Below are 15468 nucleotides of genomic sequence, written 5' to 3' on the forward strand. Positions count from 1 at the left end.
TCGCCAATCACTATGACTTATATAATCACAACAAACTCATCTTTTGTTACTCAACTACGAGAACATATTGAATATCCGCATAGCGGAGTTATTAGCAAAGTGTTACTAAAAGATAAGGCTTGTCAATATACCTTATTCTGCCTAACGGCTAACACTGAAATTTCCGAACATACTTCAACTCGCAATGCCACAATCAAAGTACTTGAAGGCAAGGGCTTACTGACTTTATCAGGGCAAGAAATTGTACTTGAACATGGCATTTTAGTTTTTATGCCTGCTAATGCACCTCATGCTTTACAAGCTGAAGAAAATCTCGCGTTCTTGCTCATACTATCTGAAAAAACAGCAGATACTAATTAGATATTTATTGAGGAATAAACCATGCAATCACTAATTTCAACTTTCAGCCAACACTTAAACTTTTCTCAAACTCAGTTAGAAGCAATACTTTCAAAGACGCTAACCGAAGTTCTCAAATCCCCTGAATTAAAGCAAGAGCTAGACAGCTTAGACGCTAATTTGCTAAAGGAAACATTACCAACAGCAGGAGCAGTTTTGGCTCAAAAACTACCGCCTTTTTACAACTGGCTAAAAAATGAATTAGGAGTTAAGCGTGTTCCTGATAGTCCTGATCACACAACAAAATGGGTAATTGGTTTCGTCCATAATCAGGAAAGTCTTAGTAACTTAGTTGATTTGCACCGTCCTGTACCTTGTGCAGCTTTAGAGGCTTCTGTACCGCGCTTGGTGGCGTTGTTTGATGGTGTTGAAAATGTCCAAGTACAGCAGGAATGGCAAAAAGCGATCGCAGCTTTATGTCTAGTTTTAGTCGTTGCTGCTCGTGAACAAGATAAAGTTACTATAGCTACTTAATATCTATACAGAGATATTGCACTATTCTCAATAATTGTATGGAACTAACGCCTGGGGTTGCAGATTTACAAAATATTTACTTGGCAGTAAAACTTAATTTTCAAGTGATACTGCACCAGAAGCGATCGCCTCTAGCTTATTCATATCAATTACTGTAATTTTTCCACCACGACTATAATTAATTATCGACTTCAGGCTTTTAATTAAACGCACGCATTCCTCATAAGAAATGCCGACACTCCGAGCCATGTGATAGTAAGATAATTTAACTTTTAAACACTCACCTTTGGGAGTTGTTTCAGTTCCAGATTCCGCGGCAAAATATTGAATTAATCTGGCAAGTCGCACAATAGCTCTTTCGGAAACTAATCCATGAACTGTTTCATGCAATTGCTGAATCCGATTGTTAAAAACCATCAGCATCCTTAAGGCAATCTCAGGATTTTGTTGAATAGTTTTTAATAAAGCATCTCGCTCGACAGTGAGAATTGCACAATCAGATTCAGCAGTTACAGTTGCAGGCGAAATTCCATTGCCTAATAAAGCAGGTGCAGCAAAAATTTCCCCAGCAGCTAAGGTGCGAAGAATCGTTTCTTTACCTGTGGTTGCAGTTTTGGTAATTTGAATTGAACCACTAATAACAGCATATAACTTGGCTGGTAAGCGATCGCCTTCATGCAGAATAATCTCTCGTTTGCGATAACCTTGCACCTGGGTGTAAGGTTGCAAACTTACTTTGTCTGCTGTTTCTAAACTCGCAAATACGGTAACTTGAGAGAGTTGTTCTAAGGATACCTGCATGGCATTATGTTGCCAAGGCTGGACGATGCTGAAGCCAAGGGTTAGCGGCTTCTAGTTGCGCTGCTAGGCTAATGAGTGTTGCTTCAGCAGCAGGTTTGCCAAGTAACTGCACACTAATCGGTAAACCATTACTATCAAAACCTACAGGTAAGGCGATCGCGGGTTGTCCAGTTGCATTCGCTGGTGGACAGGGCGCTACCCAATTAATAATATTTTGGAATGCCTCTTCGGGACTTAAAGCAGCCCATTCTCCCACCCGAATCGGTGAATGCAAATAAACAGGTAAAACTAGCACATCTACATTGTCAAAAAATGCCACGATTTGCCGTGCCACCATCTGCATTTGCGAAACTGCTTGGACATATTCAACAACAGAACCGGTGCGTTGAAATAACCAGCGATTCAAGGGTTGCAATACTTCAATAGGCAGTCCTGACGCAGCTACCCCAGCTTGCCATACGATTTGAAATGGTTCAACTAAACCGCTAAAATCTAGGCATTTTTGTTCAACGTGGTGACCAAATTGTTCTAATAATTTGACTGTTTGCAAAACTCCTTGTTCGCAGTTAGCATCCGCTTTACCCAAGGGAGGGATGCTAGTAGTAAAAGCAATTCGCAAACTACCAAGTTTTTTCTCAGTAGCCGCGAGAAATGATGGTTCTGGATCGGGTAACCAATAAGGATCGCCTGTGAAATAGCCAGATATCGCATCTAACAAAGCAGCTGCATCAGCAACAGTACGCGCAATCGGCCCACTAGTAGCAATTCCAGAGAGGCGATCGCCTACTGGTGCTTTAGTCACCCTTCCCCGTGATGGTTTGATTCCTACCAAACCACAACAAGCGGCTGGCCCACGAATTGAACCACCACCATCAGAACCTTGGGCGATCGCACACAATCCTGCTGCTACTGATGAGGCTGCACCACCGCTAGAACCGCCAGGTGTATATTCTAAATTCCAAGGATTTCTAGCCGGGGGAAATCCTGTAGGTTCGGTGTAAGGAAATGAACCAACTTCTGAAGCTGCGGTTTTACCAAGCAGAACAAACCCAGCTTGTTTAATCCGGGTTACAACCCCATCATCATAATCAGGAATATTGTTTAGTAACGCAGGATTTCCATAAGTACAAGGCACACCCGCCACGGCATTAAGGTCTTTAATAGAAATCGGTACGCCAAAAAATGGTGGTAATTCTGCGGTAGTTGTTAGCATTTCTGTTTTGGCTTTAGCATCTGCGATCGCCAAATCTGCCGTCACCGTAAAATAACTTCCTAATTTAGGATTCAACCGCTCAATCCGTTCTAAATATATTTCCACCATCTCTAGGGGCGACACTTCCCGGCGATGGATTAATTGCGCCAACTCCAGTGCTGGGGTAAAAGCTAAATCATTATTATTCATGGGTTAGCTACCGGGTATTTTTGTCTTTCTCTGCAATTTTTAAACTGAGACGTTACTTTAGCAAGGTTCCTGGGAATTATAGCTCTGATAGCTCCTGAGATTTGCCAATCAACTAGGATATTAGGCTGCAACAAGCGAGGTTACGTTTTTAGTCAAGCCATAACCTTGCTTCATAGCCATTTTAATTGTTTGGCATAAATTTTCGGCAAATCCCCAAGAGATATTTATGGCTGACCTAGAAACCCTTTTGAATGAACTGCCAAATCTTGTTGAGAGTCTGAAGCTGACTGTTGGTGATTCTCAGAAAATTAGTCAAGAAATCACGCGATTAAATCATGTTCAGGCACAACTCCAGAATCTTCAAACTGCTATTGCTCAAGAATTAAGTAGCGGCAAATTCAATAATACAGTAGTTGGTGTGCTTTCTCTCACTACAGCCATAACTGTATTTCCTCCTGAGACTTTTTTTGTAGATCAACTTATTACTCGTGGGCAGGGATTTATAGCAGAAAAATTTGGAAATACCTACACAAAACTATCCTTAAATGATTTACAAGCTCAAATTGAGCGCTGGAATGAATGGAGTGAATTGCTTCAGACGATAGCAAAGGATATTTTAAGCGATTCTCAATTTATCAATCAAATTAATTCTAATATTAACTATTCTAGCCTTCCTGAATGTTTCCAAAAAATAAAAGAAGCTTTAAACATTAATTTAGAAGTTATAAAGCCTAAAAAATTACAGCAGCAACTTCAAAAAATTATTACTTTTCAAGAAGAATTAACACAAATTCAAGAAAGATTTACTGTTATTTTTAACAGTATTAAAAATAGTCATAATATTCTAGAAATGTTGCTAGGATTATCAGCTTTTTGTGGTAACTCTGGATTAGAATTAGAATGGTTTAACGATGAATATGGGTTTATTATATCCAGCGCTGGTAAATTCCAACCATTGGTAGATATTATTAATGATTGTGAAATACTTAAACAAAAAATAGATGCATTACTCACAGATAGTAGTAGCTTAAAATTACAAGCAGAGCAGGAACTGATAAATATTGAAGAGAGATTAAATAAAAAACAAAATGCTAACAATATCAAAAGATTAGTACCAGATTTTTTAATACCAAAAGTAGCACATTCGACTTTAGCCATAGCCTCAAGTCTAGTAATATTTGGTTTGGGTATTTGGGTAATTAAGCATAAAATTCCGCAATTTCAGCAAGTGAGCCTGATTACCGAACAGGAAAGAAGCGCCATAGCTAATTATAAATCCGCTCAAAAACTTGGTATGGAAGCTGCTATTATGGTTCAAAAGCCACCGCTTCCTCTACCAGTTTGGCAACAAGCAGAAACCAAATGGCAGCAAGCAGTAAACTTATTAGAGAGTATTCCTGAAGGAACATCAGTTTCGACTCCGGTAAAAAAACACCTGAATATTTATCGTGATAACTCTATTGCCATTAGTCAAAGAATTTTGACTGAAAAGAAAGTAGCGGCAAATTTAAAATCTAGTCAACAGCTAGCAACAGAAGCTGCTGCTATGGCGGAAAATCTGCCTCATTCAGCACTAATTAGGCAGCTAGCAAAAGCACAATTGCAGCAGGCTATCAATTTATTAGAAGGTATTCCAGAAGGTACGTTTGTTTATAAGCAGGCTAAAGATCAGCTGTCTAATTATAAAAATAACTATAAGGCTATTAGTATAAAACTTAAAGAATAGGTAGCAGATTCATATACGAAAAAAATGCGATCGCAAGAGGATCGCATTTTAATTAATTGCAGATTTTCGATGATTAAACTTTTGTGCGATCAGTCAAAATCTCATAACCAGTATCTGTCACCAAAACAGTATGTTCAAACTGAGCTGATAAAGAATTATCAACAGTTACCGCTGTCCACCGATCAGATAAAGTTCGCGTATGCTTAGAACCAGCATTCAAAATTGGCTCAATCGCCAAAGTCATTCCTGTACGGAGTTTAACATTCGGCATCTCGCGGGTACGATAATTAAACACTGAAGGTTCTTCGTGCAGGTTACGTCCAACCCCGTGTCCCGTAAATTCTTCAACTACACTAAAACCATTGCTTTTTACATGGTCTTCAATTGCGCCAGCAATGTCTAATAAATAAGCACCCGCCTTGACTTGCTCAATACCTTTATAAAGAGCTTCTTCGGCTACCCGAATCAGTTTAGCGGCTTCTGGGGTAACTTCACCCACAGCAATTGTTATACAGGAATCCCCATGAAAACCTTGATAATAAGCACCTGTATCTACTTTTAATACATCCCCAGTACGAATTACTTTCTTAGTACTAGGAATGCCATGCACAACTTCATTATTAATACTGGAGCAGATAGAACCAGTAAAACCGTGATATCCCTTAAAGCTTGGTGTTGCATCCATTTCTCTGATGCGTTTTTCCGCATAAGCATCCAAGTCAGCCGTAGTCATTCCTGGCTTTACTAGCTCAGAAATTTCTTTAAGGACAGTTGCCACAATTTTTGCAGATTGCCGCATAATTTCAATTTCACGCGGCGATTTAATTTCAATACCTCGGCGTTGTTTTTTTGGAGGTGTCGGCTGAGTTGCTTGAGAAAGCAAGTTAGTGAGAATGTTCATGGGGGATTAAAAATTATTGGCGCTGAGATACTTAAGTGTCTATGTTTGTTCTAGATTAGTTGAAAAATAATATCTATAATTTAACTTAACTTATTTTTTACCTCTGAATTTACTAAGTAAGCCAGATTATTCAAAGTGCTGAGTTCTGAGTTTTGAGTGCTGATGGCTAAATTTTGCTCCCCTGCTGCCCATCTACCCCAGTCCCCAGTCTCCAGTCCCCAATCCCCTTTTCGGGCTGCCTTCTACTGAATCAAGATTAATTTTTAATTGCTGACGGTAATTACTCCAGTCATCCCTGCTTCTGTGTGTCCTGGTATTGGACAGCGTAAACTGTATTTTCCAGATTTTAGAGGTACAAATACCCATTCGGCTGTAGCACCTGGCTTGAGTTCGAGTTCGTGAATAGCTCCTTTAATTTCTACTTTGCCTGCTTCGACTTTTTGTGTCCAGATGCCATCGGCAAAATCCTTCGCAGTAAAATAGTGCTTTAGTTGGCTAGGATTTGTAAGCCGCAGATTATAGCGTTTTCCGGTGATAAATTCTAGGTTATTTGGCTCAAACTTGAGTTCATTAGCTGAATTTCCTAAGCTAACTGTAATTTCTGTAGGCGCTTGCTTAAGTAAATCTTTAGACAAGTTATCTGCCAAAGTTGGAGTGCTATTAATAACACTAAAGCACAGTATTAATACTAAAAAACATAAGCTACGCTGGATTGGTTGCAGCCAAGCAGAGGAAATATGAAAATTAAAAATTGTAATGAGAAGTTGGGGTAAATGTTTGGTAATTTTTGTAACTGAGCAAAGCATTGCTATGACAGTCCTAAAAAAGTAATGGTGGGACTCAGGAACCAATGACGTTAGAAAAGTACTTTATCTATAGCAATCCGATTTGATTCCTAAATTGATTGTAGAGACAGGGGACAGGGAACAGGGAAGAAGGAATAAAGATATACTAAATTTTTTCAAAAATCAAATAGGAGTCCTATATATCTCAATTATCGATTACTAATTAGCATTTCTACTTGATGCTTTGATCTGCTAATACAGCCGGGCCAGCTGTTACCACTAAAATTTTATCTGGGTTGAGTAACTCACGAGCAGCTTGATTAACTTGAGCAAGGGTAACTTGCTGAATTTTTTGTGTAAAGGAGCGCAGTTCGACTTCATCGAGTCCGTAAACTTCATTCATCAGAATTCTTTTGGTTAATTCCTCTGGGTTTGCCAAAGAAACATTGTAGTTGCTGATTAAGGTTTGTTGAGATGTCTCGACTTCTGATGCACTAACGCCTTGCTGATGAATTTGCTTTAATAGCTGACGAGTACTAGCGATCGCCTGACTCGTATCTTCTGGGCTAGTTTGCATTTCAATCCGAAATGTTCCTGTATTCTTTCCTACTTGGAAGTAACTATAAATTCCATAGGACAAACCTTGGCGATCGCGTACCTCGGCTCCTAACCTACTCGATAGGGTATCCCCTCCCAAAATCTGATTCAATACTAAAGCTGCATAAAACCGGGGATCTCGCCGATTAATCGCTGTGTAACCCATATAAGTAATTGCTTGGGCTTTCCCAGGTAGCACAGGATTTACACGCACAACCTTCTCAAGGATTGGCGCTTTGGGATATTTTAATGTTGGTGGTTGACCACTAACTTGCCAGTCACCAAACTCAGTTTTAATAAGCGATCGCACTTGTTGTGGATCAAAATCTCCTACCAGTACTAATACTGTATTATCAGGGCGATAATGTTTTGCCTTGAAAGCAATTACATCCTCACGTTTAATCCGGCGTAGGCTCTTCTCGGTTGGAAAGGTATGTAACGGGTGTTTTTTCGGGTAAATAGATTGTACAAATGTTCTTATAGCTACTTCATAAGGATCATCTAAATCAATTTCTAGATTAGCCAAAGCTTGTTGGCGATTCAGTTCTAACTCTTTAGCAGGAAACGTACTATTTTTAACTACATCTGCTAAGGTTCGCAAAAGGATGGGTAAATCTCCAGCTAAACTATCACCTTCAATACGTACACCTTCGCGGTACGCTTCAAAATCCAGATCGGCTCCACGATCTTCTAAGGCTTTAGCAATTGTTAATACGTCCTTCGTTTTTGTGCCATTCATCAAGTTCTCTGCCACGAAAGATGCTAGTCCAGCTTTATCATCAGGGTCAAATTCCATACCCGCGTTGATGTGTCCGCTCAAAGTAACGGTAGGAGTACTGTTATCAGGAAGCAGCAATACCCGCAGACCATTGGCAAACGTAAATTGCTGTGGCAGCTTTTTGATACCTTGATCTGTTGCCTCTTCTACAGGTGGTAGGTATTTTAATACCTCAGTTGGATCTACAGGCGCACCAGGAGAGAATTTTTCTGTAGTTTGTGTGGAGTCAAGTTTGCCAGCACTGCCTATTGTCTGTTTTAGGCTTGGTTCAAAAAAGCCTACTGCACGTGCTTCTTTTTTGAGGTATTTATTGACCACATTCATAACATCCGCCGCATTCACCTTGCGGATAGCTGCTAGGTAACGTTCTGTGTAGTGATAATCACCAGCAGTTGTCTCATCATTGCCCAATTGCATCGCTTGATTAGTGATATCACGGTTATTTAGAATTACAGCCGCTTCCAACTGGGTTTTAGCTCGGTTGACTTCCTCTGATGTCACTCCTGTTTTTACCAGATTGGCGATCGCGCTATTCAGCACAGAATCAATTTTTGCCAACTTTTGATTAGGAGCAGCTATCACTAATAACTCATACCAGCCACCTTCTCGCAAGCTAGCAACAGAAGCTGTGACTTCACTGGCTAAACCTGATTCTACCAATGTCTGATAAAGGCGAGAATTGCGTCCTTCTGTGAGAATGTAATCCATCACATCGAGTGCTGGCACATCCGGGTGATTCACATCTGGTAGCGGGTACACTACTTGCAATAGCGCTCCTGCACCCGCTTCTCGTAGCACGATAGGAGTGGTGAGTGGTGAGTTCTCAGTCCTGAGTGGTTTTAACTCAGCACTCGATACTGCTTTGTCAGCACTGTTTTTTGGTATTTTGCCAAATATCTCTTTAACTGCTTCTAGAGTTTTTGTAGTTTCAAAATCTCCAACAATGACTAAAACTGCATTGTCGGGACTGTAAAAGTTACGGTAATACTTCCTTACCTGCTCAACCTGAAATTTCTCGACATCAGCTTTGGTTCCGCCCACAGGTAAGCCGTAAGCATGATTCGGAAAAGCTGCCTGCATTACGGCGCGATTGAGACGATATTCTGGACTATTTTCATAACCCTGTAACTCGGAAATTACTACTCGCTTTTCACTCGCTAGTTGCTCAGTATTAATCAGAGAATTTTGCATTCTGTCTGCTTCCAAAGCTAGGAGTGCTTTGAGCTTATTCCGTTCTCCAGTGCTGTAATATGCCGTTTGGTCGTAGCTGGTAAACGCGTTCGAGTCACTCCCTAAAGCACTAAACAATCGCCCAAATTGAATCGGACGATTTTTTGTGCCTTTAAACATCATGTGTTCCAATTGGTGAGCAATGCCATTCACTCCAGGTTCTTCGTTGCGCGAACCCACCTTGTACCATACCTGCACACTTACCACTGGTGCAGTATGCACTTCTTTTGTCAGAACAGTCAAACCATTCTCTAGCAATGTTTTGCGGACGTTCTCTGTCACTGTTAAAGGTGTTATTTTGTTTGCAATTACTGTTGATTGAGGATGTACTTGGTTAGATGCTATCCTATGTTGGCTCTCGGCAGGTTTACCGCTAAGTAAAAACACTGCAATTATCCATAGACTTAACAACAATAACGGAAAACGATATCGATACAAGGTAGAAAACACAGACATGGATTTTGCGGCTACTCTGTAAACTAAGTTACATTTTTTTAGTGATGGCTATAGTTTAATCCTTTTGATAAATCTTACATCTAAGCATATATACAGAAAAGCATTATTAATAATATACATATAATTTGCTCAATTACTAGGTTAGTGCGAACTTTTGTACTATAGTTGAGCTTGTTACAAATAAAATCGTATAAAAAAGTACTTTTAATTCTTGGTACTGGTATTTTATTTTGTCCTTAACTTTTGTCTTTTACAATTAAAGTCAAGCATTTTAAGATAAAACCTGATTATTTATGATTTTTAATTTATACAACTACGCAAAGTGTTGCAAAATAAAAAGATGCTTTAAGCTAATTCTATTTTGAAAAAAAATGTGACAGATACAAGCCTAGAAACCCAAATGACATCTGGCTTTTTTAATGAGCGAATTTGGAATTGGTATAACTTAGCCTAGCTTTGCTAAAACCCGAATAAACTCTAGTGGTAACCCATCAGCATCCGCAATAAAAGCTACTTCAAAAATGCGATCGCCTATTTGCTGCTGTGTCGGCTCTAAAAGCACTTTCAGCGGTTGCAATTGTTCTGGTTGACTTTGATGTGCTGTTGTGAAGCGTTCTTGTAAATTTTTTAACCAACTGGGCAAATCTGACGTTGTCTCAGTTAAATCAAACGAGAGATGATAATACCCTACATAATGTTCGTCTGCAAATGCATCTAGGGCTGGTTTTGGTTCGGGAATCTGGATCAATTCAATTCGGCTGCTCAATCCTTCCATCCAGCAAGCTAGGGTGTAGCCTGTAGTGAAGCGTTCACAAACTGTAAACCCCAATTGTTCATAAAAGGCGATCGCTCGATGAATATTCCCAGTCCGAATAGAAGCGTGATGCATAAGTTAATAGTGCTGAGTAACGAGTTCTGAGTTCTAAGTTTTCAGTAAATGACTGTGTTTTACTATCTCAGTAATGCTCTTTGTTTATACGGTTCCAGAAACTTTTAACTAAGAACAACCACTAAGTATTATCATTAAATACTCAGCACTCAGCACCCAGAACTCACCACTGATTATTACTCAAATAATCTGAAATAAGGATAGCGTACAGGTACACCAGGCTCTTTTTCCAAATCAAAATTGATTACTTCCCAACAAGGTTCTTCTGCGGGGTCAGGGCTAAACTCTACAGGTAAACCGTACAGCCGCGCAGATGTTGTTTCTGCCTGTTGTCCAGAACGCCAGGGAGTGCTGCGTTCTAAATAGCCACTCATCAACTCTTGATAGCGTCGAGCGATAATCACCCGCGTTGCTCGGTAGCCTTGGGTATACAACTTATCTAGTGCTTCGTGAATTTCAAACCGAATGCCATCGGGATGGGTATGTTGCCTATACCATTCACTATTCCACTTCCGCCAATGACGCCCTGACTGTAGATGGATCAATTCACCAGTTTTGGGATTCGCCTCAAACGCCCCATGTCGGGGACATAAGTATGTATCTGTTAGTGTCAGCGCCGGAATTGTTTGGCGACAGTGGGGACACTGAATTTCGGGGCCAAATATGGGGTACTGCAAGCCTGGATTCATCATGAAGTGCGTAGAATCATAGTTTTGTCTTCACCAGCACCAGTGGTTGGATTTTACACTTCGGCTCCGCCACTTTTGCTTACCTGCTCCTGCTACACAAGGATTTGTGGCAGTAACGGTATTCACTAGTGTATTCCTCACTGTAGAGGCTTAACGCTGTGATATTCTGGTTGTGCAACCAGCCTCAAATGTTGGAGTTTCTCCAGTGTTCCTGGGTACCATATTCATATTCTATCGTGTCTACCGCTTCTTACTGGCCATCTCCTGATTTTTCTCAAGCTGCTTTCGTTGCAGCCAATGCTGTTGTTATCGGTTCGGTAAACATAGCAGCTGGGGCTAGCATCTGGTATGGAGCCGTAGTTAGAGGAGATGTAGAACGCATAGACATTGGCGAATGCACAAATATTCAGGATGGCGCTATTCTACACGGTGACCCCGGTTTTCCAACAATCTTAGAAGATCATGTTACCGTAGGACATCGCGCTGTAGTACATTCTGCTTACATTGAACGTGGCAGTTTGATTGGTATTGGCGCTGTAGTTCTAGATGGCGTCAGGGTGGGCGCTAGTAGCATTATTGGTGCTGGGGCAGTAGTTACTAAGGATGTACCGCCATTGTCCTTAGTAGTAGGCATTCCTGGCAAAGTTTTGCGCCAATTATCAGACACTGAAGCCTCAGAACTCATTGAACACGCTGAACGTTACCAAAAGTTAGCTTTAGTTCATGCTGGGAAGGGAACTGATGTTGGCTTTAGTACGCCCCAGTGACAAAGGAGGCGGGGATCAGGGGGAAGAACAAGAGAAATAATTAATCACCAGTGACCCCTAGTTTAAATATTCTTTACACATGGGGCTGGAAAAATTGCCCACTTCAGCTAACAATAAAAGTGAGAGCGGTTGACAAAACTTTAATTTATTTAACAGAGGAGTTCTAGATATGGACATTGATTATCGTGTAGCACTTGTTTTAGCACCAGTCGCTATTGCTGCTGGTTGGGCTGTATTTAACATTGGTGCTGCTGCCTTACAACAAATTCAAAACTTTTTAAACAGAGAAGCTTAAACTCGCATCAAAATTAACATTCTTTAACCGATTGTTACTCTTCACAGGGGGCAGTCGGTTCATTGGTATTGGGGCCTAGAACATGAAATCCCCAATTTCCAATCCCTAGCCCTCAATGCCTAATCCTGCTGTGGATATTGACTCCTTACTAAAAACTTTTCAACCCTTTGGCATCAATTTGGGACTTTCGCGTATTGTCAAACTGTTGGCAAATCTTGGTAATCCTCACGATCAAGTCCCAGTAATTCATGTTGCTGGTACTAATGGCAAAGGTTCGGTTTGTGCTTATCTTTCCTCAGTTCTCACTGAAGCTGGTTATCGTACAGGACGTTATATTTCGCCTCATTTAGTTGATTGGACAGAACGCATCTGTATCAACGAACAAGCGATCGCTTCTGAGGAATTGTACCGATTATTATTACAGGTTCAAGCTGCAATTGCGCGGAGCGCAGCGCCAAGGGCGATCGCTCCTGATGACGAGTGCCCAACTCAGTTTGCCCCAACTCAGTTTGAATTCATTACCGCAGCCGCTTGGTTGTATTTCGCCCAGCAGCAAGTCGATGTTGCAGTTGTAGAAGTCGGGCTAGGAGGACGCTTGGATGCTACCAATGTTTGCCCAAAGCCTTTAGTTACTATAATTACCTCAATTAGCCGCGAACACTGGCAGCAACTAGGCCCTACCATTGCTGATATTGCTAGAGAAAAAGCCGGAATTTTAAAACCCGGATGTCCGGCTATTGTCGGGCCATTGCCAAAAGAAGCCCTAGAAGTTGTGCGATCGCGGATTCAAGAATTACAATGCCCAATGTTTACGCCTCACCCTGCGCGTCAAATATCTTCAGGATGGGCTGAATACCAAACTCTGGAAAATTCAAAATTAATTCAATATCCTCTGCCTTTACAGGGACAAATTCAGTTAACGAATTCTGCCTTAGCTTTAGCTGCTGTAGAAACTCTCCAAAAACAAGGATGGTATATTTCTCAAGCAGACATCATCAACGGCATGGCAAAAACTAATTGGCCAGGTCGTATACAATGGATAACCTGGAAAAAACATCAATTATTGTTAGATGGCGCTCATAACCCAGCTGGGGCCAAAGTTTTACGCGAATATGTAGATACATTAGATACTCCAAGAGTAACTTGGGTTATGGGAATGATGGCAAATAAAGACCATGCAGATATTTTTAAAGCTTTGCTGCGAAGTGGAGATAATTTGCTTCTCGTACCAATACCAGATACCAACTCAGCAGTTCCTAATGAATTAGCAAAGCTAGCTATTGATATTTGTCCAGAATTAAGTTTTTGCCAAAGTTATCCAGATTTATATTTAGGATTAGAAGCAGCTTTTGCTTCTACAAATAATGTAGTTGTTTTATGCGGTTCACTTTATTTAATAGGCTATCTTTTAGGAAATTCTGAGAGGTAAATGGGTAATGGGAAATAATGAGAAACGCCAACAGGTTAGAAGCCTTATCATTACCCACATTTTTGTCACAGTCAAAGTATCGCATTGACCGATATCCCGCCCATAATTTAAGTTCAATGGCTTATAGTCTAAGTCTACCCAAGTGGACTGAAATATGCAGCTTAGTCTACTTAAGTAGACTTTAGCTATTAGCTTTTGAATTGATCCCAAAACAGGTTGACAACGAAACAGGAGATTTAAAATATAGGGGTAATGACAAGGAATTGTAGCCTCAGAGGTTATTTGAAAAGTCTAAGGTTGTATCGAGATCCCTCCTAGCCCTCTTTAAAAAAGGGGAATAATCTTCTCAAAGTCCTCCTTCAAAAAAAGGATTTAGGAGGATCTAAACTTTTTGATACATCAGCCATCACTTTTCAAACATCCTCTGAGAAAAATTCTCTAATTCTCAACTTCCAAAAACTATCTATTGTTCCACTGTTGTGCCGCATCTTCTACGGCTTTATCTACCGTTTTTTCTCCTAACATTGCTGCTTGCAAATTTTCATAAATTGCCTTTTGCAGTTTGTTGGAATCTTTTAAAGTAGGGGTCAATATTTCTGCTTGTTGCAGCTGTTTTGCACTAGTAACACGCGCCTTTTCTACAGTTGAGGCTGTAGCTAGAACATCTTTAAAATAACTGTCAGACAAGGACTTGATTGTAGATGGCAGAACATTCGCAGATTTAGCAAAAGCTAGTTGGTTTTCGTCATTGGTGACAAATAGAGCAAATTTAACGGCTGCATCAGGGCGCTTGGTATCTTTAGGGATAACTATGTTCATCACAGCGACATTTTTCTTGCCAGTATCACCTGTGATTTGAGGTGCTATTGCTGAAGCTTGAGCAACTTTAGGAGCATTATTGGCGATCGTTTTAAGAAACTCTGGCCCAGAAGCCAGAAAAGCTGTTTCTCCTGATTGGTACAAATCAATAGCATGGCGATGTCCTTGGGTTAATACCTCTTTAGGAAGCAGCTTTTTGTTGTACAAATCTACCCAATACTGAAATGCTGCTTTGCCTTGTGGAGAGTTAAACGCTGCTTTGCCTTCAGTATCTACTAGGGTAACTCCCATTTGTACAAAGGATTCCAATACTTCACCAGAATCTTGCGGTACGAAAGTTACAAAAAAGGCATACTTGCCAGTCTTATCTTTAATTTGTTGCGCCGCCTGTGCTAATTCTGCGTAGGTAGCAGGGACTTTATTGATACCTGCCTGTTTTAATAAATCAGTGTTATAAATGGTTAGTCGCGTGGTGAGGTACCAGGGAATACCAAAACTCTTGCCATTGAGTGTGCTAGCTTTCCAAATATTTGGCAAATAGGAGGAACGTACTTCATTTGGGACTTTCGCATCTAGATCCAGCCAGGCATTTCGTCCTGCAAGTTGGGAAGCGAAATCCGGGTTGAGGTTCACAACATCAGGTGGCGTTTTTGCTGAGACAGCTGTTAAGATTTTGTTCTCCATTGCTGCCCAAGGTATATCCACCCAGTTAACCTTTATACCAGGATTATTTGACTCAAAAGTTGCAATCAGGCTTTGAAAGTAGCTCGTAAATTGAGGTTGGAGTTGCATCGTCCAAAACTCAATAGTTGCTGCTCCAGAAGAAGCCTGTTTTGTTCCTGTGCCAACATTACCTGTGCTGCAACTAACAATCCAGCTGGTCAATAAGCCGAGTAGTGCCCAAACAGTCAATCGCCTGAACTTTTGAATTTTAAACATTTTACTAGTATTTTTACGCTTGCTTAGAGTGAAAAGCTTATGCAGAATTGTCGAGATTATAGGCTAAATCAATTACCTAGTACCAGGCTCGT

Annotated in this window: 14 protein-coding genes; 6 read left to right on the top strand and 8 right to left on the bottom strand. The window is 40.6% G+C overall.

Going from position 1 to position 15468, the window contains the following annotated elements:
* Positions 1–12 precede the first annotated feature (12 nt).
* Positions 13–360 (top strand): cupin domain-containing protein, encoded by a 348-nt coding sequence (locus tag AC5JL8_RS04295; protein ID WP_495878541.1) that lies wholly within the window; start codon positions 13–15, stop codon positions 358–360.
* A 21-nt stretch (positions 361–381) separates the two neighbouring features.
* The gene (locus AC5JL8_RS04300) at positions 382–873 is read left to right on the top strand and encodes a hypothetical protein (protein ID WP_495878542.1); all 492 of its coding nucleotides are present in this window, start codon (positions 382–384) and stop codon (positions 871–873) included.
* 93 nt (positions 874–966) lie between these two features.
* Here the strand turns inward: AC5JL8_RS04300 and AC5JL8_RS04305 are convergent, their stop codons facing one another.
* Together AC5JL8_RS04305 and AC5JL8_RS04310 are read right to left on the bottom strand one after the other, a co-directional pair.
* The gene (locus AC5JL8_RS04305) at positions 967–1674 is read right to left on the bottom strand and encodes a Crp/Fnr family transcriptional regulator (protein ID WP_495878543.1); all 708 of its coding nucleotides are present in this window, start codon (positions 1672–1674) and stop codon (positions 967–969) included.
* Positions 1675–1678: 4 nt separating this feature from the next.
* Positions 1679–3076 (bottom strand): amidase, encoded by a 1398-nt coding sequence (locus tag AC5JL8_RS04310; RefSeq protein ID WP_495878544.1) that lies wholly within the window; start codon positions 3074–3076, stop codon positions 1679–1681.
* 226 nt (positions 3077–3302) lie between these two features.
* Here AC5JL8_RS04310 and AC5JL8_RS04315 point away from each other — a divergent pair, with 226 nt between their 5' ends.
* A complete protein-coding gene (locus AC5JL8_RS04315; protein WP_495878545.1) occupies positions 3303–4802 on the top strand; it encodes a hypothetical protein in 1500 nt (499 codons plus the stop codon).
* A gap of 73 nt (positions 4803–4875) precedes the next feature.
* Here the strand turns inward: AC5JL8_RS04315 and map are convergent, their stop codons facing one another.
* From map to AC5JL8_RS04340, 5 genes are all read right to left on the bottom strand, one after another.
* Positions 4876–5703, bottom strand: coding sequence for a type I methionyl aminopeptidase (gene map / locus AC5JL8_RS04320; RefSeq protein ID WP_495878546.1), 828 nt, complete (start codon positions 5701–5703; stop codon positions 4876–4878).
* Positions 5704–5966: 263 nt separating this feature from the next.
* On the bottom strand, positions 5967–6509 hold the full coding sequence (locus AC5JL8_RS04325) for a plastocyanin/azurin family copper-binding protein (RefSeq protein WP_495878547.1): 543 nt from the start codon (positions 6507–6509) through the stop codon (positions 5967–5969).
* Between the two features lie 211 nt (positions 6510–6720).
* Complete coding sequence (locus tag AC5JL8_RS04330) at positions 6721–9549, bottom strand: M16 family metallopeptidase (RefSeq protein WP_495878548.1); 2829 nt, start codon at positions 9547–9549, stop codon at positions 6721–6723.
* Positions 9550–9994: 445 nt separating this feature from the next.
* Complete coding sequence (locus tag AC5JL8_RS04335) at positions 9995–10438, bottom strand: VOC family protein (RefSeq protein WP_495878549.1); 444 nt, start codon at positions 10436–10438, stop codon at positions 9995–9997.
* Positions 10439–10614: 176 nt separating this feature from the next.
* Positions 10615–11127 carry a TIGR02652 family protein gene (locus AC5JL8_RS04340; RefSeq protein ID WP_495878617.1) on the bottom strand — a complete coding sequence of 171 codons (513 nt, stop codon included), beginning with the start codon at positions 11125–11127 and terminating at the stop codon, positions 10615–10617.
* A gap of 236 nt (positions 11128–11363) precedes the next feature.
* On the opposite strand from AC5JL8_RS04340, the gene AC5JL8_RS04345 reads away from it, so the two are divergent.
* The 3 genes from AC5JL8_RS04345 to AC5JL8_RS04355 all read left to right on the top strand — a co-directional run bounded on the left by AC5JL8_RS04345 (position 11364) and on the right by AC5JL8_RS04355 (position 13618).
* Positions 11364–11894, top strand: coding sequence for a gamma carbonic anhydrase family protein (locus AC5JL8_RS04345; RefSeq protein WP_495878550.1), 531 nt, complete (start codon positions 11364–11366; stop codon positions 11892–11894).
* A 169-nt stretch (positions 11895–12063) separates the two neighbouring features.
* Positions 12064–12189, top strand: coding sequence for a photosystem II protein Y (locus tag AC5JL8_RS04350; protein WP_495878551.1), 126 nt, complete (start codon positions 12064–12066; stop codon positions 12187–12189).
* 130 nt (positions 12190–12319) lie between these two features.
* Positions 12320–13618, top strand: a complete 1299-nt coding sequence (locus tag AC5JL8_RS04355) for a bifunctional folylpolyglutamate synthase/dihydrofolate synthase (RefSeq protein ID WP_495878618.1) — start codon at positions 12320–12322, stop codon at positions 13616–13618.
* Between the two features lie 459 nt (positions 13619–14077).
* Here the strand turns inward: AC5JL8_RS04355 and AC5JL8_RS04360 are convergent, their stop codons facing one another.
* Complete coding sequence (locus AC5JL8_RS04360; RefSeq protein WP_495878552.1) at positions 14078–15376, bottom strand: ABC transporter substrate-binding protein; 1299 nt, start codon at positions 15374–15376, stop codon at positions 14078–14080.
* Between the last annotated feature and the right edge of the window lie 92 nt (positions 15377–15468).

Source organism: Mojavia sp., from assembly GCF_059505145.1.